Origin of the sequence: Microcoleus sp. CAWBG58 (assembly GCF_020883045.1) — a bacterium.
Taxonomy (GTDB): Bacteria; Cyanobacteriota; Cyanobacteriia; order Cyanobacteriales; family Microcoleaceae; genus Microcoleus.
In genome coordinates, this window is sequence record NZ_JAHRFA010000079.1 from 1 (window position 1) to 23,204 (window position 23,204).

Annotated in this window: 18 protein-coding genes and 1 tRNA gene; 7 read left to right on the plus strand and 12 right to left on the minus strand. The window is 46.9% G+C overall.

From position 1 onward, the window contains the following. Positions 1 to 154 precede the first annotated feature (154 nt). Both cobW and QZ918_RS26420 read right to left on the minus strand, forming a co-directional pair. Positions 155 to 1,189 carry a cobalamin biosynthesis protein CobW gene (cobW, locus tag QZ918_RS26415; RefSeq protein ID WP_293340373.1) on the minus strand — a complete coding sequence of 345 codons (1,035 nt, stop codon included), beginning with the start codon at positions 1,187 to 1,189 and terminating at the stop codon, positions 155 to 157. 457 nt (positions 1,190 to 1,646) lie between these two features. Next, entirely contained in the window at positions 1,647 to 2,042 is a 396-nt protein-coding gene (locus QZ918_RS26420; protein ID WP_293340376.1) for an SH3 domain-containing protein, read from the minus strand. On the opposite strand from QZ918_RS26420, the gene QZ918_RS26425 reads away from it, so the two are divergent. Then, the gene (locus tag QZ918_RS26425) at positions 2,025 to 2,270 is read left to right on the plus strand and encodes a hypothetical protein (RefSeq protein WP_293340379.1); all 246 of its coding nucleotides are present in this window, start codon (positions 2,025 to 2,027) and stop codon (positions 2,268 to 2,270) included. The genes QZ918_RS26420 and QZ918_RS26425 overlap by 18 nt on opposite strands. On the opposite strand, the gene QZ918_RS26430 is transcribed toward QZ918_RS26425, so the two are convergent. Further along, positions 2,239 to 4,035: an N-acetylmuramoyl-L-alanine amidase family protein gene (locus QZ918_RS26430; protein ID WP_293340381.1), complete on the minus strand. Its 1,797-nt coding sequence runs from the start codon at positions 4,033 to 4,035 to the stop codon at positions 2,239 to 2,241. The genes QZ918_RS26425 and QZ918_RS26430 overlap by 32 nt on opposite strands. A gap of 662 nt (positions 4,036 to 4,697) precedes the next feature. Between QZ918_RS26430 and cobJ the strand changes: the two genes are divergently transcribed. Beyond that, entirely contained in the window at positions 4,698 to 6,470 is a 1,773-nt protein-coding gene (cobJ, locus tag QZ918_RS26435) for a precorrin-3B C(17)-methyltransferase (protein WP_293340385.1), read from the plus strand. A 216-nt stretch (positions 6,471 to 6,686) separates the two neighbouring features. Further along, positions 6,687 to 6,839: a hypothetical protein gene (locus QZ918_RS26440; RefSeq protein WP_293340388.1), complete on the plus strand. Its 153-nt coding sequence runs from the start codon at positions 6,687 to 6,689 to the stop codon at positions 6,837 to 6,839. Between the two features lie 57 nt (positions 6,840 to 6,896). Here QZ918_RS26440 and QZ918_RS26445 read toward each other — a convergent pair whose 3' ends face one another. The 9 genes from QZ918_RS26445 to QZ918_RS26485 all read right to left on the minus strand — a co-directional run bounded on the left by QZ918_RS26445 (position 6,897) and on the right by QZ918_RS26485 (position 16,926). After that, complete coding sequence (locus tag QZ918_RS26445) at positions 6,897 to 7,664, minus strand: nucleotidyltransferase domain-containing protein (RefSeq protein ID WP_293340390.1); 768 nt, start codon at positions 7,662 to 7,664, stop codon at positions 6,897 to 6,899. A gap of 74 nt (positions 7,665 to 7,738) precedes the next feature. Then, positions 7,739 to 8,683: a nucleotidyltransferase domain-containing protein gene (locus QZ918_RS26450; RefSeq protein ID WP_293340392.1), complete on the minus strand. Its 945-nt coding sequence runs from the start codon at positions 8,681 to 8,683 to the stop codon at positions 7,739 to 7,741. Between the two features lie 1,026 nt (positions 8,684 to 9,709). Beyond that, positions 9,710 to 9,781: transfer RNA gene (locus QZ918_RS26455), tRNA-Val, on the minus strand. 128 nt (positions 9,782 to 9,909) lie between these two features. After that, positions 9,910 to 10,122, minus strand: a complete 213-nt coding sequence (locus QZ918_RS26460; RefSeq protein WP_293340394.1) for a DUF2839 domain-containing protein — start codon at positions 10,120 to 10,122, stop codon at positions 9,910 to 9,912. Between the two features lie 64 nt (positions 10,123 to 10,186). Continuing rightward, the gene (locus QZ918_RS26465; RefSeq protein ID WP_293340396.1) at positions 10,187 to 11,716 is read right to left on the minus strand and encodes a helicase C-terminal domain-containing protein; all 1,530 of its coding nucleotides are present in this window, start codon (positions 11,714 to 11,716) and stop codon (positions 10,187 to 10,189) included. 22 nt (positions 11,717 to 11,738) lie between these two features. After that, a complete protein-coding gene (locus QZ918_RS26470) occupies positions 11,739 to 13,268 on the minus strand; it encodes a pentapeptide repeat-containing protein (RefSeq protein ID WP_293340398.1) in 1,530 nt (509 codons plus the stop codon). A 79-nt stretch (positions 13,269 to 13,347) separates the two neighbouring features. After that, on the minus strand, positions 13,348 to 14,910 hold the full coding sequence (locus QZ918_RS26475; RefSeq protein WP_293151517.1) for a pentapeptide repeat-containing protein: 1,563 nt from the start codon (positions 14,908 to 14,910) through the stop codon (positions 13,348 to 13,350). A 96-nt stretch (positions 14,911 to 15,006) separates the two neighbouring features. Continuing rightward, positions 15,007 to 16,569 carry a pentapeptide repeat-containing protein gene (locus QZ918_RS26480; RefSeq protein ID WP_293340400.1) on the minus strand — a complete coding sequence of 521 codons (1,563 nt, stop codon included), beginning with the start codon at positions 16,567 to 16,569 and terminating at the stop codon, positions 15,007 to 15,009. 117 nt (positions 16,570 to 16,686) lie between these two features. After that, the gene (locus QZ918_RS26485) at positions 16,687 to 16,926 is read right to left on the minus strand and encodes a hypothetical protein (RefSeq protein WP_293340402.1); all 240 of its coding nucleotides are present in this window, start codon (positions 16,924 to 16,926) and stop codon (positions 16,687 to 16,689) included. Positions 16,927 to 17,064: 138 nt separating this feature from the next. Between QZ918_RS26485 and QZ918_RS26490 the strand changes: the two genes are divergently transcribed. From QZ918_RS26490 to ccmS, 4 genes are all read left to right on the plus strand, one after another. After that, positions 17,065 to 17,904 carry a prephenate/arogenate dehydrogenase gene (locus tag QZ918_RS26490; RefSeq protein WP_293340418.1) on the plus strand — a complete coding sequence of 280 codons (840 nt, stop codon included), beginning with the start codon at positions 17,065 to 17,067 and terminating at the stop codon, positions 17,902 to 17,904. A gap of 708 nt (positions 17,905 to 18,612) precedes the next feature. Further along, positions 18,613 to 20,160 carry an RtcB family protein gene (locus QZ918_RS26495; RefSeq protein WP_293340403.1) on the plus strand — a complete coding sequence of 516 codons (1,548 nt, stop codon included), beginning with the start codon at positions 18,613 to 18,615 and terminating at the stop codon, positions 20,158 to 20,160. Between the two features lie 333 nt (positions 20,161 to 20,493). Continuing rightward, positions 20,494 to 22,275 (plus strand): ABC transporter ATP-binding protein, encoded by a 1,782-nt coding sequence (locus QZ918_RS26500; protein ID WP_293151671.1) that lies wholly within the window; start codon positions 20,494 to 20,496, stop codon positions 22,273 to 22,275. 136 nt (positions 22,276 to 22,411) lie between these two features. Beyond that, positions 22,412 to 22,849, plus strand: coding sequence for a beta-carboxysome assembly chaperone CcmS (gene ccmS, locus QZ918_RS26505; RefSeq protein WP_293151531.1), 438 nt, complete (start codon positions 22,412 to 22,414; stop codon positions 22,847 to 22,849). Positions 22,850 to 23,204 lie beyond the last annotated feature (355 nt).

A 23,204-nucleotide genomic window follows, 5' to 3' on the forward strand; every position in this document is an offset into this window, starting at 1 on the left:
CTTTAGTCCGCATCCATAGAAGAAGGACTAAAGTCCTGACTACGAACCTTGACAGATTGTAGGTTCGTAGTGAGGACTTTAGTCCGCATCCATAGAAGAAGGACTAAAGTCCTGACTACGAACCTTTATAGGTATGACCGATGACTCAAGAGAATTAACTGGCAATTATAGCTGCAATTCGATCGCGCTCCAACTCTTTGCCAATCAGCACCAGTTTGGTTTGACGGAGTTCGGAAGGTTGCCAAGGTCGATCGTAAAAATATTCTATGCGATCGCCCACACCTTGCAACACCATCCGCATCGGTTTCTTGGGAACCGCCACAAACCCCTTAATCCGATAGATTTCTTCTTGCTGCATCAACGATTGCAGCTTTTTCACCAAGGCTTCTGGTTCAAATTCGCGATCGGCAATAAAGAAAGTCGAGTTAATATCATCATCGTGCTCGTGTTCCTCTTCCGTGTCGTGGTGACTCGGGCGAGACTCCAAATCATCCTCAACTGCTGCATTAAATCCCAACAGCACATCGGGGTTAATTTCGCCAGCCTTGCAAGGCACAATTTTCACACTCGGGCGCAACTCTTGCTGCAACCAGGTTTGGACTTTCTGGTGAGTTTCTGCATTTACGCGATCGACCTTCGTCAACAGTACCATATCGGCACAGGCCAACTGATCTTCAAACAATTCCTCGATCGGCGTTTCGTGATCCAAACTAGAATCAGCCTCTCGCTGCGCCATCAAAGCATCGATATCGCCGACAAAAGTACCGCTAGCAACCGCCTCGCAATCAACAACCGCAACCACACCATCAACTGTAGCGCCAGTGCGAATTTCCGGCCAGCGAAAAGCTTGAATCAAAGGCTTAGGAAGTGCGAGGCCCGAAGTCTCGATTAAGATACAATCAATTTGGTCTTTGCGCTTCAACAATTCCTGCATAGTCGGCAAGAATTCTTCTTGCACGGTACAGCAAAGACAACCATTAGTTAATTCGACAATATTGCTGGTGACCGTTTCTTCTTCGTCGCAAACTTGGCAATCGCGCAGCATTTCTCCGTCAATTCCGATTTCGCCAAATTCGTTAACTAAAACAGCAATGCGGCGGCCTTGATTGTTTTGCAATAAATGGCGAATTAGGGTGGTTTTACCGCTACCGAGAAAACCCGTAATTACTGTAACAGGAATCTTGTGCATTAATTTTTTTGTCAGGTTTAAATTTAGGCTAAGGTGCAGATTGCTTTGGTGTCAAATCAAGAAAGACTCAAACTCTCCGATATCGTTTCCGGTTGCTTCACAATTATATATTTGAATCGTCGAGAGTGGGAGCTTGAGAACTCGCTGCTTCACTCATCGCACTACATAATTCCGATTAGGTATGTTGTTGCGCTTCAGCGCTCTTTCATATATAAGCAAGAGCGCTTTCATCGCAAATACGTACCTCAAACATCTATCAAATTGGTTTTTTGAACAGCGATAAATTGATTGTTCACCCAACAATCAAGGTATAGCCTTTCTCAAAAAGATGAGGTACAACTGACAGCTTCACAACCACTAAACTCAGAGGGCCCAAGCCCAACAACGTACCTAATCTTTCTGATAGCCGCTATATATAAGCAAGAGCGCTAAAGCGCAACTACGTACCTTAAAGACTTTATTTCCGCCATCTATCAAATTGGTCTTCCGAACAACCATTGATAAATTGATTGCTCACCCAACCGTCAAGAATTGTAAAAGTTTCATTAGGAGCAGTCCCAGAAGTTCGGGCGGCAATTTTCACCCAATTACCTTGTCTGCTAACAGCCCGAACTCCGTCTCCTCTTTTTAGTTTAGCTACAACCGGATACTTATTGCCGGGGCCTTTGCGAATGTTAACCGCGCCGCCTTCACCTGTAATAAACGAGCATTGAGTTTGCTTTTTTAAAGCTTCTACTTTTTCCGGCGAAAGACTTTGCTCTTTACCGAAAACGGGAAAACTGTAAAGCGAAAAACTAAAACTTGCAAAGGCGGCTGCAATGAAAAATGCTTTTGATTGACCAAAACTCAACATTTATTTAATCTCCTTGGGTGGGAAGGACTGAAGTCCTTACTACGAACTGTACTGCGAACTGTTATTTTACCAGAAATAATTGGTTGGAAGCTGGAACCATTTGAGGGAGTAATTAAAATCAGACTATTAATTACTCCAATCCTTTTCTTTCTAGGTAGAGGTTTCTCTCAAACTGTCAACTGTCAACTGTCAACTGTCAACTGTTGGACGAAGCAAACCATTCGGTAATGCCTTGGGCAATGGCAGAAGCTAACTTCTTCTGTTCTGTCGGATTCACAATCCATTCAAACTCTTCGGGATTGATCATAAATCCCAATTCCATTAAAACAGATGGAGCAACGGCAGGACGAGTCATCGCTAGATTGTTCCAGAATACACCATAGCTCGGACGGTTCAGTTTTGCAACTAAATAATTGTGCAAAAACATTCCCAAACTGTGCGATTGCGGGTGAAACCAGAAAGCGCCGACACCTTTAGTATTAATCGCATCCCCGTTATCCGGCAAAGCATTGTAGTGAATTGAAATTGCGATCGCAGGTTCTTCTTTTTGAATCATTTCCACCCTCGGCGGCAAATCCAAATCGACATCTTCCACCCGCGTCATTACCACATTTGCGCCCCGATTTACCAATTCCTCCCGCACTAATTTCGACACAATTAAAGCCACTGTTTTCTCGCGGTAGCCGGTGGGGCCGACACCCCCTGAATCCTGGGGGCCGCCGTGTCCCGGATCGATCAGAATCTTAATTCCTGACAGCGGTTTTTCTGAAGAAATTGGCACCGCACTTGTATTCGCTGGCGGGTGTTTTAAAGACAGCACTAAAGTTGTGCCTTCGTATCTCAATTTATATCCCCACTGCTGAGCAGATTTGAGATTGAAAGTGTATTGTACTTGCAGCGGCGAGATTTGTTGCCATGCCAAACGCGAAATTACTGGGTCATCGTCGAGGCGAATGATATCAGTTTGAGCGGTGGTATTGTACAGGGTTAAAGTGAAAGTGCGTTCACCTTCTTGTACGGTGACTGGGACTGGTGTTTCTAAAGGGAATAAAACCTCTGTCCAGCCGGAAATTTGACGGGCTCTAGCGCTGCGAATAATCGATCGCGCAGGCACTGCATCCTTGACAATTCGCACCTCGGATGCTTTTATCCAAGCGCCGTAATCCAGCCGAATCCATTCTCCCTCGCGCCCGATAACTGTGGCGCGCGTTCCCTTGGGTAGCGGTGTCATCCGAGAAAAATCGGTACTCGCCCCGGTTCTGGCAACACCCGGATCTGCTGTGACTTCTGCTACTTCTAAATCGGCTGGAGAGAGGATAGAAATCTTGCCAGTACCTGCTTGAGTGATGATTTTATCATTCATTGTTAGATAAAATATTGGTACTCCTAAATCTATTTTTTCTACCTTAGATTCGCCGGAGTTTTCCGGGGTAATAGCGCAGCCTTGATACTGTTCGCTACTGCCTTTTTTGATGGGGGAGTTTTCGCCTAACAAGACAGATTTGTTATCGGGGAGTTGGACTTGCGATCGCGCTTTGAGAGGAATATCAACGCCAGCCAATTTTACCGCAACTCGCGCATTCGCCGGAGCGATCGCGCCAAAGCAGATATATTCCCCCGGTAAACTGGCTGCATCGACTTTCGGCGTCAGGGAATCTTTGGCAAAAGCCAAGCCTGCGGGGATTTGTGGCTGATTCGACTGGCGCGTCACCTTAATTTGAACTTGCTGATTTTGGTAACGCAAACTAAAGACATTTTCGCCGATTTGCAGGGGAAAAGTCGGGGCGAAATGGCCTGCTGCACTGCGCGCAATTTGCTGGCCATTTACCAATACTTGTCCGGTGGGTGGGGCTGTACCGATCAGAAAAATGCGATCGGCGATCGTTTTGTGGTTAGCTGGAGGATAAGCGACGGACAAAGGTTGAGCGGCCACAGCTACAGAAGAGAGGGCAAGTATCATCCCAAACACAACTAACGCTAAAAATTTTCTCATTCTAAATCGCAACTAATTGAGAGTCTGTGGGTTATTTATACTCGAACTTAGGCTGAGAAACCCGGTTGATGAGGGTTAAGTATAATATCATGTCTAGTCGATGACGATCGCAAAAAAGGTTCGTAGTGCGGACTTTAGTCCGCAGCCAGAAAGCGGACTAAAGTCCGCACTACGAACCGAACTTTACTTATTTTGGTTAATTGAGCGGACATGATATAAGTCTTATTTAGTATGCAGGCCCCAGTTTATCAGATTTGTAGTGCCAATTGGGCGATCGCACGGGATATCAAAGGCAAAGTTGCTAAAATCAACTAATCTCAGAAATGCACAGGCAAGATGCCTGTGCCACTGACAGACAAGAAAAAGGATAAACTTCTTCTATATCTTCCTTCTTTTCTTAATCTTCCTTCGTGTCCTAGCGCTTGCGCGCGGCTTCGCCTAACGTGACGAAAGCGGTTCATCAAATATGTTTAGGATCGCAAATTAAATAATTTACAGATATTTGTGGGATGGGCGTCCCGCCCGTCCTTTATTTATGGACAGGCGGGACGCCTATCCTACAAGAACCATTAAAGTGTAAGTTATTTAATTTTAATTACTTAATTGAAGTAACAACAGATTAAAATAATCAAACGAATCCAAACACAGCCATATATAAAACAGTGAATCGACTTCCGCCCGCAATAATTATCTTAGGTCAAAACAGTCTAGCGATCGCCAAAACAATCTCCGCAGTCTTTCCAGGTTCCAAGATTTACGGTTTAGTCGATCGCACATCCGACACAGACATCAACTTTAGCAACTTCGGCGAAACCTTGCGAGAACTATTCGCCACAGAAACCCCAATCGTCGCCATCTGCGCCGCCGGAATCATTATCCGCACCCTCGCCCCGCTGCTATCAGACAAACGCGCCGAGCCCCCAGTCTTAGCAGTCGCCGAAGACGGAAGCGCCGTAGTACCGCTGCTAGGAGGTTTGCACGGAGTCAACGACTTAGCCAGAGAAATTGCAGCAGCCCTCGGCGTACAACCCGCCATCACCACCACCGGAGATATCCGCTTTCGCACCGCGCTGCTGAGTCCTCCCCAAGGCTATTATTTGGCGAATCCAGAGGACGCGAAGACTTTTATTTCAAATTTGCTCGCCGGAGCAAAAGTACAGCTAGAAGGGTCTGCAAACTGGCTTACCGAGAGCAATTTGCCCATCGCCCCCGCAGCCCAATTAACCATCCGCGTCACCGAAACAGCGATTGTACCGAAACCCGACTGTTTAGTTTATCACCCGCAAATTGCAGCATTTGCACTCACAAACCTATCCGATGTTGAACCGGAAATAGCAATTTCCTACGTGCAGCAAATCTTAGAAAATGCAGATTTAGCAGCAGCCTCAGTTGCCGGATTTTTTGCCTTAAAACATGAGATGGGAAATCCGACTTTAGCAGCGATCGGTCAATTTTTTAAAGTGCCAGTTCGTTTGTTGAATCTTCCCGAACTTGTGGAATTCGACACAGTTAAATTAATACAATATAATTCCAGTTTTGATGTCACCGCCGCCCAAATTAGCCTGACAGCAGCAGGTGAAAACAGTCAATTAATCGCATACGATCGCACAAACGCCTTCAGTTGCGCGATCGCACTTGCTACCCAACCGATCGATCCAAGTGCGATCGGCATTGGGCGCGGCAAACTGGCGATCGTCGGTACGGGGCCCGGAGGCGCAGCTTGGATGTCCCCAGAAGTCAAGGAAATTCTGCGGGAAGCCACCGATTGGGTGGGTTACAAGTTCTATCTCGACTTAGCCGGAACTCTGCGGGAAGGACAAAACAGACACGATTCCGACAACCGCGAAGAGATCGATCGCGCCCGTTTTGCCTTAGATTTAGCAGCATCCGGCAAATCCGTCGCCGTAGTTTCGTCAGGAGATCCGGGGATTTTTGCAATGGCTGCGGCAGTGTTTGAGGCGATCGACACAGACGCTAAACCCGAATGGGAAGGCATCGACATTCAGGTAGCACCGGGGATTTCTGCCATGCAGGCGGCCGCCGCTGCGATCGGAGCCCCCCTCGGCCACGATTTTTGTGCGATTTCGCTTTCCGACATTCTCAAGCCCTGGGAAGTCATAGAACAGCGGATTTCGGCGGCTGCAAAAGCCGATTTAGTTATGGCATTCTACAATCCAATCTCCAAACAGCGGATTTGGCAATTGGGAAGGGCGATCGAGCTTTTGTTAGAAACTCGCGATGCAAAAACCCCAGTTGTATTGGGGCGAAACCTAGGGCGATCGGGCCAATCCGTGCGCGTTTGTACCTTGGGCGAATTCCAACCAGAAGATGCGGATATGAGAACCTTAGTAATTATCGGTTCCAGCCAAACTCGGATTATTCCTCGGAAGTTTGGAGATATTTGGGTTTACACACCGCGCAGATACAAAAATTGAGTTTAAATGATTTCTCTCTCTTCTCCTTCTCTGCGCCCTCTGCGCCCTCTGCGGTAAAAAAATCTTCTACACAAAACCCGTCACCAATGAAAGCCAAATTACCAGAAACAATAGAAACAGCCACCTTTGGACTTGAATGATTTCTCTCTCTTCTCTTTCTCTGCGCCCTCTGCGCCCTCTGCGGTAAAAAAATCTTCTCCATAAAACCCGCCACCAATGAACCCCAAATTACCAGAAACAATAGAAACAGCCACCTTTGGACTTGGCTGTTTTTGGTCTCCAGACGCACAGTTTGGAGTGATATCAAATCCGGCTGTACCGGAATTATTAAACCGCAGAGGGCGCAGAGGACACAGAGGGAGAGAATAGAGAGATAAATCTTTTGGATGAAGAGCGGAGCGGATTTGATTATGTAATTGTCAACTGTCAACTGTCAACTGCTATAGATGCCATCCTCACCTTAATCAATAGTTCATTAAGAGCAACCTTTGCATCAGAATTTGATGGCAAATGACTTGTACTGCTTGCATCTTCCAATAGCTTAACCAGGCGATCGCACTCTTGGCGGTAAAACTCAATATCCGCATCTTCCAGCACCGATTTTTCCGCCCCGCCCAACTTTCTCGCAATCAAATCAGGAATGTAGGACAACTGAAATTTATCATTAAGCTTCACCAAATTCGCCTCTACCTCCCCCGTTTGCATCAAATGAATCCCTGTCAGCAACACCCGAAAAACATACAGCAGCGGTTTCACTCGGCGCGGCCGTTCTTTCTCGAACAATTTCCATTGATTTTGAGCAAAACCGAGATAGTGGTGGCTGTGATGCTTCGTGATGCACTTAGAAGCAATGGCTTTTAATTCCTCATGTTCGGGAGTTGTGTAAACGATTAGCGGCGAAAAAAGTTGTTCCAGTACATAGCCGTTGCGCCGCAACAGCAAATCAAAAAACTTCTTGATATCGTGAGTGACTAAATCCAGTTCCAAATTTTCCCGCACCTCAGAAACTTCGATGGTTTCTTGTGCTGCAATCAATCCGACTACTTCGGGTAACGGCAAAATATGAACTCCCCGCAAATCGAAGTCAGAATCTGCGGAAGGAAAGCCGTATAAATGCGAACCGCTGACAGTCGCAAACAGCAGCGGATAAGGTCGATCGGAGATAATCTTAACTAATTCGGAAATATATTCCATAAATTTTATCTTCCCTAAAAATGGTTCGTAGTGCGGACTTCAGTCCGCTCAATTGTTGCGGACTGAAGTCCGCACTACGAACCGATCGCACTTCGGCGTGCTACAATTAAAAATTGATTGGCTTTCTCGTAATTAGGGCGTTCTGGTAAGGAAGTTGATCCAAAAGCGCGATCGAACTCTGCGTGCAAGCTCAACCGCCAGCGATTCACCTCATCCCAGGGGATTTCTCGATCGCGAATAGATAGCAATTGCGATCGAAAATCCTGCACCCGCACCGGCACAAAACCTTCCTTCAAAATCGTAATTCCCGACAGCAACAACCGAATCAAGTGCATCGCGTGCTTCGATCGCACTTCCCCAGTATTCCGCAAGTCTTGCTCCATTTTTTTAAATTGAGACAAAACATAGCTATTGTAAGTTTGATAAATTAATTGAGACAGAAAGATTTCCCGAATTTCTAGCAATTCTTGTGCTACCGGAGAAAGCGTTTCTACCAAAGGCGTGTACAAACATTCTAGCACATTTGGATTAGCTTTTAGTGCCAAAATTAGAAACTTTTGCAGTTCCCAATAGCATTCCTGATTTTCCTTATTTTCCAACTGTTCTGGAATCCCGTAAAGCGACCAATGAAGCACAGCCGGCGGCTGGTAAATTCCGCGCCTGTCTGTATCAGATTGCTCGTTATCCAAACCGTAAGCTCTCGAACCAACAATGCAGCGGTAAATTACAGAATCATAGAGGTTGTATTCTGCCAGAAAATCTCCTCCAGAATCCAATCCTTCGCTTTGAAACTGCTTGCGAATGCTGAATTCGTGCCGCCGCAGACTGATTCTTGTTCCGTCTGGGAGTTTGACAAAATATGCGTGAGAATTGTCCGTAGGCGATTCAACAATGACGCCTACTAATCCCTGTTTCCAAGATTCGTTAGTTGCAGGATTTTTGACCTCAATTTTGGTGACAATTTGGGTTCCGGCGGGCACGATCAAGTTGAAATTTTGGGGAATATTGGCATTGGCCATCAGGGAACCTCCGGCGGGGGCACGAGTTACAATCTTATTGTAGCATATGTGTAGTATAAAAAAGGGGAGGTTTCTTTATTTACAGCCAATTCAGCGGTCTGGGGTGACTCCAGGGGCCTGTATGTAATTTTTCACAGCTTGGATGGTCTGGGGTGGGCTAGGCGGTTAGATGCGATCAAGAGAGGTCTAATCCGGTTTCGCCACTTAGAGGGGGTTGTGAGCGGCGGTGAGTGATTATTACTTTTTACTACAATTCATTAACTTAAACAAGTTTTTTCAGGAATTTTGGTGATTGCAGTGAATTTAACTACATCCAAAGAGGAGCTGTAACATTGCGTTTGAATAAATAGGAATATTTTTATGAGCTTAAGATGTTCAATGGGAATGCACGATTGGTACGCAGAAGGCAATTATTTTGGAGATCCTTGTCGAAAGCAGCTTAGGTGTAAACGTTGTAATCAACAAACAGTAGTTGAAGATCATGTATGGGGTAAATTACAATACGAACTTGATACCCGATGTGTGCTAATACAATTCTGTCAACGATGTCAACAGAAAAATTATCCTCCTATTCCACCACAACACGATTTTTATCAAATGGACTATGAAAACGGGTTTCGAGAAAACATTTGTCGCCGTTGTGGTTTTCGACAAATGTTACCTCCTTCTAATTCTTCTTACCCTCCTTTTTAAACTGGACTAATCCATGTTCTAATTCTCTTACCGTGCGGGGTCGCTCTGGAATTTTACTCAAAAAGCCAAAAATTAAATATCCCTGAATAGAAGTTGCGACCGCGCTAGTTGACCGCTGTTGATTTCTCTTACCAATTTGAATAGTTCAGAACTTACGCACAGCCTCAATATAGGGTGTGAAAGTAGGGGCAATCCCCCGTGGTTGCCCTATCCATAGGATGATTGGCCTTAGTCCTATAGTTGATACTTAGGTATGGACTACAAAAGGAACCGAACAAGCTCGCACCAAAAATCCGATCTGTGAAAAATGTTGGTTAGTTTGGCTGAAAAATATGGGCGATGCAGGATTTGAACCTGCGACATCTACCGTGTGAAGGTAGCGCGCTACCACTGTGCCAATCGCCCGCAGATAACTATCATAACATACTGACTCCCGATTAGCAACTAAAATTTCCCAAAAAATTTAGCCGCTAGTTTCCGAGTGAAAACTCGACACAATGTGCGATCGCCCAATTGTCGATCGCACTTCACCATCAATCAACCACCCACCAACCTGCCGCAGGGCCAACAAACCGCACCACAATCCACCAAACCACCAACAGACTAATCCCGATCCAGCTTCCGCGAGATGTCCACTTCAAAAAATCGTCGCTTTGGGTTTTTGTGATCGGCAGCCAGGGATAGATACGCTCTTCTTTGCCGTAGTTATCCCCGATCGCGTCTTTGCGTCGTTTAGATTCACCCATAATTTTTGTCTGCTAAATTAGATTTCAATGCGATAACAACCAAATTATAGGCCAACACGTCATCTCAAGCCTGCGTCAACCAAGTCGTATCCAAATAATCAATCCTCGCAAACGGACTCAACGCCGCTAAAATTTGCTGCCCGTAACTGCGGTGAATCACCCTGCTGTCAAAAATCGCCACCACCCCCTGACGCTCGCGCACAGGTGCGATCGCCCGCTGCAACTCATTCAACGCCGCCGGCAACAAATACAACCGAAACCAATCCCTCCGCTGCTCCTTATAAAAAGCCACACGCGCCGTCACCAAAGGATTTTCCAAAGAAGGCAATGGCAAAGTTGCGATCGCCAGCAAGTGAGGTGCACTCAACTCTCCCTGATGTTGCCGCCAAAACTCCCACCCAGTCACCAAAATTGCATTCTCGCCCACCTCGGTTTTTTCCACCTGCACCCGAGAACCGAACTCAGAAGCCAAAATCGCCGCCATCCGAGCCTTTAGCGGTACATCGCCCACAATCAGCACCGTTAAACCCGCCACCGACGCACTCATCAACAGCAAAGTCCGAATTTCTTCCATTAAAACACCCTGAAATTCCGGCGTATTCGGCAGCGGCAGCCAGTTCGGAATGTACAGTTGAATTAACTCATTTTGTCGATCGGGCGAAAACTTCACGCTCGTCAACTCAGGCAATCCCATCATTTGCCGGAAGATCGGAGCCTTCGCTTCCACATCCACCGCCCCACCAATCAACACCACAGGCACGGCAGACCAAATTTTGCTCAAAACATCCGCCACCTGCACCGGCGCGCAGAAGAGCGAAAATGACCCAGCAGAGCGATGAATTTGCGCCCACCGCAGTTTCCCGTTTGTGTTCCACCGCTGCCAAAAATTGCTCCAAGCAGGCGGAATTCCAGGGTTTTGCTCGATCGTTTCCAACAGCCCTTGCAAAATCTTTTGCTCAGCGGTTTCTAACAAATAGCACTCATCAGGTTTAGCTGGATGCTGAAACACAGCCCGCGTTAGCAACACTCGCACTTGTCGGATCTCATCCGCCAGCATTGACCCAGATTCCATTAAATCATTCCAATGAGCCGGTTCCAAACCCACCGTCAACTGCTGTCGCGTCCAAACTTCCAAATCATCCACACCGTCGATAATTGTCGGAATATTGCTGTGAAGTTCCGAATTTCCCGTCAAGCGCGCCGCCAGCCAAGACTGCGGATCTGCTAGCATCAACCCCCGTCCAGCGGCATTATGGGAATAAATCTCGATCCTCTTCGACGGCTTCGCTAACGGCCTTTCAGTTTGCAGCCACTCTTGCAATCGCGGAATTTCCACCTCCTGCAAATGTTCCAGCAGCGGTGTCGGCGCCACTAAAATCACCGGATCCGGCCACATCAAAATCGGCATCAAATAACTGACTCGATACCGCTGTCGGTAAGCCGACGCCGGCAGCCCAGTTTGAATTAGAGCGCTGCGCCCCAAACGCAAAGCCCGCGCCACCAGTCGCGCCATCGTTAAATGGTGGGGCCAGTGCGGCTCGGAGTGCGATCGCAAAAAGCGGAGCAGCGAATTATGGACTTCTACCTCAATCAATCGATTTCACTGTTGATATTTATCAATCAAGATAATCAAAACTTGCCAGAAAATCAACTACTTTTTGACCCACAGCCAAACTAAATTTACTCTCCTGATTATTTCCACTTCGCCGACCAAAATCCTGATGAGACTGCACTGTAAAACTCTCCTGCCCCGAACTAATTAAAATAGTTTGGGTAGGTGACTGAAAAAACTTTGTTTCCTGAGAGACATTTATTGTTGTTTCCAGCATTTTTTTCACATCAGTTAAATTAGCCATTGCTGCATTCAATGCTTTAGATAACTGTATTATCCGTTTTTTTTCTAAATCTTGATTGGCGAGAGTTTTGCCCACCGCCACCACATTTTTCTGAGTTTCCAAGGCATCCTTAAAAGGAACAATCGCTAAAAAAGCTGCTGGCAATAAATGCTCGTCGCTATCAAATCTAAAAGTCAGAGTTGTCCGGCGATAGCCCACTTCTATATTTGGAGGACGGCTCATGGCTCCGTAATGCTTAGCTATTTCGCTATAGGTTGTTGCTAAAGTTCTGTTGGCTGAGTGGTCTAAAAGTGCGTCAACCACAATTCGCACCAACCCCGGCGTATGATTTAAAAACTTTCTCGCTTCAGACGACGAATTAAATTGTTGCACCAAACTGCGATCGCCTGCGGGGCTGATGTCAACCCACTGGCAATTAATATCATCTGCAACGATACCAAATCTCGGTACCAAATACATTTTTGCCCCAGTTAAAGTTGCCCCGGTCAAATCTGCGCCCACCCAATCTGCATTAATCAAATTGGTTTCTGTCAAATCGGCGTGAACCAAACTCGCATTGGCTAAATTAGCATTTCTTAAATCTGCTCCGCTGAGGTTAGCTCCACTCAATTTAGTATCGCTCAGATCGGCACCAGTGAGGTTAGCTCCGCTTAAATCCGCCCATTTGAGATTAGCTCCGCTCAAATCAGCACCGCTGAGATTCACCTCCTGCAAAGAAGCTTGTCTCAGATCGGCATTGCTCAAATTGACGCCGTTAAGTTCTGCCTTCATCAAATCGGCGCCGTGCAAATTAGCGTCTTTAAAGCTAGCTTCTTTTGCTGAAGAACCTCTAAGATTTGCACCGGAAAGATTCGCACCAGACAGATTCGCTTGTGTCAGTTTTACCTCTCTTAAGTCTGCTTCAGTCATGTTAGCGTTACTGAAGTTAGTCTTGCTAAGTTCGCAGCGGACTAATTCTCCTCTAATCAGAGATGCTCCAATTAATTGAGCTCCCGTTAAATCCGCTCTGACTAAGTTTGCTACGTTGAGACTAGCTCCGTTTAAGATTGCCCGCGAGAGATTGGTGCTGCTGAGTCTAGCCACATTCAGGTTAGCTTCGCTCAAGTCAGCTTCGCTCAAGTTAGCGCCGCTGATGTTGGTGACAAATAAGCTAGCCTGCCTTAAAATTGATTGGCTGAGGTTGATGCGGCTGAGATTAGCTTCATTCAGGTTGATTCCTGTGAAATCTCTGTCACCTTCTGTGTATCTTTTGACGAGTTCAAATCGTTTGAGAAGTTCTTCTGCTTCCATTGTTTTTACCTAGCTGAAAGGGCGATGGACTAACTTTTATGTGGCATTAATATAAAAAATATAAATAAATTTATATTATTTACTCACCAAGCTGATAAAAGCTTTTGACAAATTCAATTACCGTATTTAGGGGCGGGGTTGTAAATCTTTGGGCTTTAATTGCCGGCCCGATCGAGGTTTTGTTAACTCCCGGCAAATTGGTCAAGTTTCTGCCAAAGTCTGGGTGATAGTGAACCATCAAAGTTTCGGCGCTGGAGTTTGCCAGTATGGTTTGGGTAGGCGATTGAAAAAAACTCGACATCGGTTCGCGATCGAGGCGAATCGGCTGCATTTTCATTTCCCCTATTTTTCTAATTGTTTTGGTCATGGCGACGTTCAATTGCACTACCAAATTTGAGACTCTGACGCCTAGATTATTGCCGTTTTGGGGTTGAATCATCTTGATCAGAGTAATGAGATTTTTTTGAGTAAATGCCGCGTCGCTAAAGGGAATAATGGCAACGAAAGCTGTGGGAAAGAGTTGCTCGTCCTGCTCTATTCTAAATGATATGATTGTGCGCCGCGAATTAACTTCTATGCTGGGAGGATTGCTCAAACCCGAGTATTGACTGGCAATTTGGCGGTAGGTAGCGGCGAGGACAAAGTTAGCGTCGGGGTCGAGGGGTCGATCGACAATAATTTGTACTGTCGGCGGTGTAGCATTAAAAAACCGTTGAGATTCTTCTGGGGTAAAGCGCTGAATGTGACTGCGATCGCCGTTAGGGCTCATATCCACCCAATCGCAGGTTATATCATCGGCTTTGAGATTAAATCTCGACACCGCGTAAATTTTTGCCCCAGTCAGGGCCGCCCCCGTCAAATCTGCGCCCACCCAATCAGCGTGAGTCAAATTGGCTTGAGTCAAATCCGCGTGTACCAAAGTAGCGTTCAACAGGTTGACGTTGCTCAAATTTGCCCCGTACAAGTTAGCCCCGCTCAATCTCGCTTCATCGAGGTCAGCACCAGTCAAGTTGGCACCGCTGAGGTCGGCCCACCGGAGATTAGCGCCTCGCAAGTCAGCGCCGCTGAGGTTGGCTTGAGACAGATTAGCTTGTCTGAGTTCGGCATTGCATAGGTTCACTCCTCGCAAGTCTGCCCTGCTGAGGTCGGCTCTGTGCAAGTTAACCCGTTCCAAGTTCGCCGCTGTCAGACAAGCGCCTCTCAGGTGAGCTCCGCTGAGGTCGGCTTGCTCTAGATTGGCTTCTCTCAGGGTGGCCTCTCTCAAATCTGCTTCGCTCAAGTTGGCACCGCTCAAGTTGGCACCGCTGAGGTCAGCTCGGATCAGCTCGGCTCTGATCAATGTAGCTTCGACGAGTTGGGCTTCGCTGAGGTCGGCCCGAATCAAGTTAGCCACGTTGAGGATAGCGCCGCTGAGGTTGGTTTTGTTGAGGTTGGCAGCGCTGAGTCTGGCAACATTGAGTTTGGCTTTTCTCATGTTGGCCCCTGACAGATTGGTGCCGCTCAGGTTGGTGAGGCTCAAGATTGCCTCGCTGAAATTAGCCCCACTCAGATCGATCCTGCTGAGATTGGCTTCGCAAAGCAGGATGGCAGTAAAGTCTCTTTCTCCTGCTGCATATTTGGCGATGAGTTCTTCGGCGTCCATGCTTTTGACTTTCCCTGATGTGTTAGGTAGAACAAAGCTTTGTTATGCCAACCTTTAAAATAGAATAAGCATTTTTTGTAACTTCATGCAATATGCCTAGACATCTATATTGTGGAAGCCTTTTATAAAATCCAAAATGCTGGCGATATTAGCTTGACCCAATTTTGTGCCCTCAGCTAACTTGCCTGCGCTGGAGTTGCTGGGATCGTATTTTTTGATCAGGCGCTTGCCGAAGGCTGGGTGGTGATATACGCTGAGTCTTTGGTCGCGGGAGTTGATTAAGAGCATCTGTGTAGGAATTTGAAAAAAATTGATGCTTTCACCGATTTTGGGAAAAGAACTGGAAATTTTGATTTGGTCTACTTTGCTGATAGCTTGGTTGAGAGCTTTGCTGCATAACTGGACGTGTTTGGATTCTTTGACGCTAAGTTTGCCTGCATCGTGGGATTGAATCATTTTCATCAAAGCTATCAGGTTTTTCTGAGTTATAGCACCGTCGTTAAAAGGAATAATGGCAACGTAGGCCGTGGCAAATAATTTATCATCGCTGTCCATTTTAAAGGCGAGTACGGTGCGCCTGGAGCTGACTTCTATCGTGGGTGGCTGACTTAAACTCGGGTATTGTTGGGCAATTTGGTAATAAGTTGCAGCTAGGGCAAAATGAGCGCCTTGGTCTAAGGGCGAGTCAATTACAATCCTAACTGTGGGTAAGGTTTCGTGAAAAAATTCGTGGGTTCCTCCAGAGTTCAACCAGTAAATTTGACTGTGGTCGCCGTTGGGGCTCAGGTCAACCCACTTGCAGGTCATGCCTTCGGTTTTGATGCCGAGCCGCGAAACTGCGTGGAGTTTGGCTCCGGTTAGGGTGGCTCCGGTTAAGTCGGCTCCCACCCAGTCGGCGCGGATCAGATAGGCGTTTGACAGGTCGGCGTGAACTAAACTGGCATTGAGCAAGTTGGCGTGGCAGAGGTCGGCTCGGCTGAGGTCGGCGCCGCTCAATTTGGCTTCGCTGAGGTCGGCCCAGCGCAGGTTGCAGCCGCTGAGGATGGCCCAGCGCAAATTAACGCCGCTGAGGTCGGCTCCGCTGAGTATGGCTTGAGTGAGGTTGGCTTGTCGGAGTTCGGTACCTCGCAAGTCCGCACCGCTGAGGTCGGCTCGGCTGAGGTCGGCGCCTTGCAGGTTGGCTTGTTCGAGGTTGGCTTCTGTCAAGCACGCACCACTGAGGTGAGCGCCTCGAAGGTTGGCTTGAGTGAGGTTGGCTCCTCGGAGCGTTGCTTCGGTGAGTGTGGCGCCGCTGAGATTGGCCTCACTGAGGTTTGCTCCGCTGAGTTCGGCCCGAATTAGCTCGGCTCTGATCAGTTTAGCTCCTGTGAGTATGGCTTTTTTGAGGTCAACTCGCACTAGGTAGGCGACGTTGAGGTCGGCGTCGGTGAGGTTGGCGCCGCCGAGATGGGCGCCGCTGAGTCTGGCGATGTTGAGTTTGGCACCGGTGAGGTTGGTTTTGCTGAGGTTAGCTCCGCTTAGGTTTGCTACACTCAGATTCGCACCTGTGAGGTTGGCTCCGCTCAAGTTGACGCCGCTGAGGTTGGCCTCAGTTAGGTTGATTCCGGCAAAGTTTCTTTCTCCGGCGGCATATTTTTTCAGGAGTTCCTCGACTGTCATGGGGCGGTACCGTATCGAAATATCCCCATTTTATTGCTATTGACACTCCCCGCCGTAAAACGGATGGGGATTCTTAAGAGATTTTGACTCTTAATGGCTGGGTTCTCGCAGCCTCGCTTACAGTCCGGTAAAACCATTCTGCTTACTTTTGCGACCAATATTTACAGCCCCATTACAATCAGCGTTAACCAAATGTCCGTCCTTAGTCCGATACAAACCCCGTTTAACTAGCTTGCCAGAAAACTGGTAAGTTACGGGATTGTTAGCATTGAAAACAGGCAAATCGTCCTCATCCAATGCGCTAGCCTTACTGGTATGCGATTCTTCCTGTTCTCGACCAAACCATAGCGCTCGCACAACGCTTTCAGCTTACTTCTCAATGCGTGAAAAGGAATTGGAAAAAAGTTTAGATTGTTGGCGAAAGTTGCTCTTAATCCGAAAATTTTCTTGTCAAGCCGTCAAGCGAAGGACGGGGTTTCAAACCCATTTTTTATGATGAATATCGGTATTGTAGGACTTGGTTTAATTGGTGGCTCGATCGCTCTGGATTTACGATCGCGCGGGTTTAATATTGTTGGGGTTTCGAGTCGCCAACAGACTTGCGATCGGGCGCAAGCCAGAGGTGTTGTCTCTGAAGCCAGCATACACCTGTCTTTGATGGCAACAGCGGATTTGGTTTTTATTTGCACGCCCTTAGGAGCGATCGAGCCGATCGTCCAAAAATTAATTCCCCATCTTTCCCCTGATGCGATTGTAACTGATGTCGGTTCGGTAAAAACTCCCATTGTCGAGGCTGTGTCCGCTGTGTGGCCGAATTTTGTCGGGGGACACCCGATGGCGGGGACTGCTGAAAGCGGGATTGAGGCGGCGGTGAGGGATTTGTTTGTGGGGCGGCCCTATGTGGTGACTCCGACTGCACAGACTCCGCCGCAGTCTGTGGAGAAGGTTGAGGAAATCGCGCGGTTGTTGGGTGCTAAAGTTTATCGGTGCGATCCTCAAGAACACGATCGAGCTGTGGCTTGGATTTCTCATTTGCCGATAATGGCTAGCGCGACGCTGGTGGCTGCGTGCGATCGAGAGGGCGATCGAGATATTGTGAATTTAGCGCAAAATTTGGCGAGTTCGGGTTTTCGGGACACCAGCCGCGTAGGGGGCGGCAACCCCGAGCTAGGAGTGATGGTGGCCAAGTACAATCGAGAGCAATTACTGCGATCGCTCTCTATTTACCGCGACAGTCTCGACGAGTTCATCAGCGATATCGAAGCCGAAGATTGGGAAGCTTTAGAACAGAAGCTGAAACTGACTCAACAAGCCAGAGATAACTACAACTTGTGAGTTCAAAATAGCTGCAAACTGTTCCCGTCTCCATGATGATTTGTGGACGCCTATATATTCAGTTTCAATGTAGACTTATTCTCGGCTGAAGCGGGTTTTACTGGGTGAATCTCTCCAAAAGAAACCGGGTTTCTGACAAAAATTTTGGTGTGTTCGTAGTGCGGACTTTAGTCCGCAACATACTGCGGACTGAAGTCCGCACTACGAACCTTAGTTATTGCGGTCAATCGACCAGATACCATATGAGATGCTCCCTTTTCGTGGGTGAATCTCTCCAAAAGAAACCGGGTTTCTGACAAAAATCTTGGTGTGTTGGCGAAGTATCTATAGCCTTTCTCAAAAAGATGAGGTATAACAGATAGCTTTGTAAAACCACTAAATTCAGGAGGCTCAAGCCCAACAACGTCCGCGAATCTTTCTGATAACCGCTATCAGCAGAAACCCGGTTTCTGATACTCGCTGGGAAAAGCAACCGGGTTTCTGACAAAAAAATTTGTGTGTTTGCGAAGTATCTAAGCAGAAAACCGGTTTCCGATCCTCGCTGTAAGTTGACAGATCAAAAATAATGTGCCAGGATCGATATAAGTAGAAAAGTTGCCTTTCAACTTTATCTCCAAAAAGATTGCGGCTGCTGAACCAAAGTCTTTTACCAACTACAACATCTCTTCAATTTGTGGGGGTTGCAATGCAACCCGCAACAGACTACTTATGCAGCAGCCAAAAAACTTGAACAGGCTTTTGCGAGCTTTGTCTCGGCAAGGTCTTGATGTGAGTTACGACAATCAAGTCTACTCGATTTGTCTCAATAGTTCTCTGAAAGAAAACTGGCAAGAGGCCAGATCCACAACAGAAAACAGTGAAAATGTTAGTTTCACAAGGGAAAACTGGCAAGATACCAGTTCAATAACCGCAGAAGTTTTGCTTCCAGAAGGTTTTCCGGTGGAAGCAAAGGCGCTGAAACAGTTAGCAAATTTGGCGAATGTCCGTCACCCTCAAGGTGGTTGTGTTTGTCGTGCCTGCGCGACTCCAGACTTCCATCCGGGGGATGCGGGAGTGGCAATTGGTTCGATCGTCCAAACTGATAAAATGGTGATTCCGGCGGCTGTCGGTTCCGATATTAACTGCGGGATGCGCTTGCACGTTGCTGATTTGTCGATCGAACAATTCCTCAGCCAGCGCGATCGATTTGTAGAATTGCTCAAAGGCGATTATTTCTTCGGTACTCGCGATGTCAGCATGAGTGCAAAAACTGCCCGTGCGATGTTCCAACACGGGATACCCGGATGGCTGGATGGTATGTTGGATAAGGCAATTGGTAGCGCAGCTAATTCGGATTTCGAGCAGTTAGCGGCTGAGTGCGATTCCCTGCGGGATAGCTCCGCTTCACGCACTTTTCTCGGTGGTTCCATGAATGGCGATGTCAAATGGGCTCCCGAAGAATTAGTCCCAAACGACGGCACAGTCAGGGATGGCGGGTTAGCTACCATCGGCGGCGGCAATCATTTTGTAGAAATTCAAGTGGTTGAAGAAGTTGTCGATCGAGCTACGGCCTATACTTGGGGAGTTCGATCGGGACAAATCGCTTTTATGATTCACTCCGGTTCGCGAAATGTCGGCAAATACATCGGCGGTATGTGGCGCGATCGAGCTTGCGAAGCCTGGCCGAAAACCCTAAAATACCCTGAATCCGGGCTGTTTCCGCTGTCTGTCGAAGCCCATCCCGAACTTGTCAGCAGCTACCTACAAGCGGAAGCAACGGCCGCCAATTACGGTTTTATCAACCGCTTGCTGCTAGCAGAACTTCTGCGACTGCGTTTGCGGCAAGTTTTTGGGGATATCGAAGCTCCTTTAGTTTACGATTTGCCTCACAATATTACCTTACCTGAAGGTGACGGCTGGGTAACGCGCAAAGGCGCTTGTCCCGCAGATTCCGGCCAGCCTGTAATTGTACCGGGTTCGATGGGTGCGCCGTCTTATTTGCTAATTGGTTTGGGAAACGATCGATTTTTGCGATCGGCTTCTCACGGTGCGGGTAGGGCGCGATCGCGCTTCGATTTGAGTCGCCAAGGTGCTGACAAAACAGACGGCGCTTTGGGATTAACCGGCATAGATTGCATTACCTTGCGGGAAGAACGTAGAATCGAAGAAGCCCCGGCAGCTTACAAACCAATTCAACCAGTAATTGACGTTCAGGTGGAGGCACAAATGGTGCGGATAGTCGCTAAAATGAAGCCTGTGTTAACGTTTAAAGCCTAGGCTGATTTGTCGGTTATCAAAAACTGTTTTCACGAACAGCGTCGAAGCCCGTTTCACAAAACAATTTCCAGGTTGTGGAATGGGCTTCTAGCCTGTTCCCAAAGACAATTTCCAGGTTGTAGAAAGGGCTTCTAGCCCGTTCCCAAAGACAATTTCACAGGTGTGGAACGGGCTAGAAGCCCTTTCCCAAAAACAATTTTACAGCTTGTGGAATGGGCTTCTAGCCCGTTCCCAAAAACAATTTCATAGGTGTGGAATGGGCTTCTAGCCCGTTCCCAAAGCCGTGAAAGTAAGTGTAAAATCTAAAACTTGTCCAATTATCCCCATCCTCAATTGTCACCAAATCCCTCTAAACCTGTCCATCCCCTCAAGCGGCTGCTGAAGTACGGGCGCCGCTACCGCCTGAAAACTTGGCTGGCAAGTATTTGTTCGCTGCTGAATAAATTCTTCGATTTAGCGCCACCAGCATTAATTGGTATTGCCGTTGATGTCGTGGTGAAACAACAAGATTCTATCCTTGCTAAGTGGGGAATAAAAGATGTTGTTTGGCAACTGGCAATCATTACCTTTTTGAGTTTGATTGTTTGGAGTTTGGAATCTATTTTTGAATATGCCTATGATTATTTGTGGCGCAATTTGGCTCAGGATATCGAACACGATTTGCGTCTGGAAGCTTACAGCCATTTACAAGAATTAGAATTAGCTTATTTTGAAGAACGCAGCACCGGCGGTTTGATTTCAATTCTCAATGATGACATCAATCAACTTGAGAGGTTTTTGGATGGTGGTGCCAATGAAGTGATTCAGGTAAGTACGACGGTAATTGTGATTAGCGCTGCTTTTTTTGCAGCATCTCCTGCTGTTGCTATCCTGTCAATGCTGCCGATTCCTTTTATTATTTGGGGCTCGTTTGCATTTCAAAATCGCCTTGCTCCACTGTATGCTGATGTGCGGGAAAAGGTAAGTTTTTTGAACGGGCAATTGTCGAATAATTTGACTGGAATTACTACTATTAAAAGTTTTACTTCCGAAGATTATGAAACTGAGCGCATCGAAACCCAAAGCCAAGCTTACCGCCAAAGTAACCGACGGGCGATCGCAATTTCGGCAGCTTTTATTCCGCTAATTCGCGTGGTGATTTTCCTGGGCTTTATTGCAACGCTATTTCTGGGCGGTTTGGAAGTAGTAGCGGGCAGGTTGTCGGTGGGAACTTACAGCGTTTTGGTGTTTTTGACCCAGCGGTTGCTGTGGCCGCTGACTCGGCTGGGTGATACTATGGATCGATACCAGCGCGCCATGGCTTCTACTAATCGGGTGATGAATTTGTTGGATACGCCGATCGCAATTCGCACGGGTGATATTCGGCTGCCGGTTAGTTCGATTAAAGGCACGCTGGAATTTAAAAATGTTACCTTTTATTACAATCAAAGAAAACCGATTTTGCAGTATTTTTCGCTGACTCTGCCGGCGGGGAAGACTACAGCAATTGTGGGCGCGACTGGTTCGGGAAAAAGTACGCTGGTAAAATTAATTATGAGGCTGTACGAGGTACAATACGGTCAGATTTATCTCGATGGCATAGAATTAACTACCCTGAATTTAAAAGATTTGCGGAGAGCGATCGGATTGGTGAGTCAAGATGTATTCTTGTTTCACGGTACGGTGGCTGAAAATATTGCTTACGGCACTTTTGATGCCACCGATCGAGAGATAGTAAATGCTGCTCAAATTGCGGAAGCTGACGAGTTTATCGCGCAATTGCCGGATGGTTACAACACTATTGTAGGGGAACGCGGTCAAAAATTGTCGGGGGGACAGCGGCAGCGGATTGCGATCGCGAGGGCTGTGTTGAAGAATCCACCGATTTTGATTCTCGATGAAGCTACTTCAGCGGTGGATAACGAGACGGAGGCCGCAATTCAGCGATCGCTCGAACGAATTACCAAAAATCGGACTACAATTGCGATCGCCCACCGTCTTTCTACAGTCCGTAATGCCGACTGCATTTTTGTCATGGAGCAAGGGCGAGTGGTAGAATCAGGTCATCACGAACAACTTATCGAACATAATGGAGTTTATGCGTCGCTCTGGCGCGTGCAATCTGGTATAAAATAAGTATGGTTTGTAGTAAGGACTTTAGTCCTTAAAGCATGGTTTGTAGTAAGGACTTTAGTCCTTAAATCCCGCAGGAGAGGACTAAAGTCCTCACTACGAACTCCAAAATATTAGTTTCTACAAGCAAAGAGAGAAAATGTTTTTATTTGGTAGCCCTGATTCAGAAGAAAAAAAACAAAATAACTGGCGGCGCAAATTAGATAAATTTGTAGCAGCCAACAAACAAGAATTGGCGGCTTTAGCTTGGGGGCTGTTTCAGGAAAGAGGAGAAGAAAGCGACGATATTTTGGGCATTGATATTGCCGGAACGCCACGCTTCGTGTACTGTAAGAAAGAAGCAGTAGAAGAGTTAAACCGTCAAGTCAAAAGTCATATTCAAGAAATTTTAGGAGTGCTAAACGCTCACAAACCCGAGAAAGAGGTGGCGATTTTGGCGATCGGCGAAGGTGAAATCAAGCTAATTTTGTTTGAAATTGACCCCGCCCCCCCTGATTGTTTTGAACTCGCAGCAGCGGATGTCGATACATTGATCGATCGCCTAGAAAAGCAAATGGCTGAATATATTAAAGGATAAATTATATCCAATCCGGTAAAAAATGCTAATTAGGTTCGTAGTGAGGACTTTAGTCCGCAGCATTTTGAGAGGACTGAAGTCCTGACTACGAACCAGTTTTGTGGTGTTTGATATCAATCAAAATAACCAGCAATCAAAATAACAAAGGATAAATTATATCTAATCCGGTAAAAAATGTTAATTAGGTTCGTAGTGAGGACTTTAGTCCGCAGCATTTTGAGAGGACTAAAGTCCTGACTACGAACCAGTTTTGTGGTGTTTGATATCAATCAAAATAACCAGCAATCAAAATAACAAAGGATAAATTATATCTAATCCGGTAAAAAATGTTAATTAGGTTCGTAGTGAGGACTTT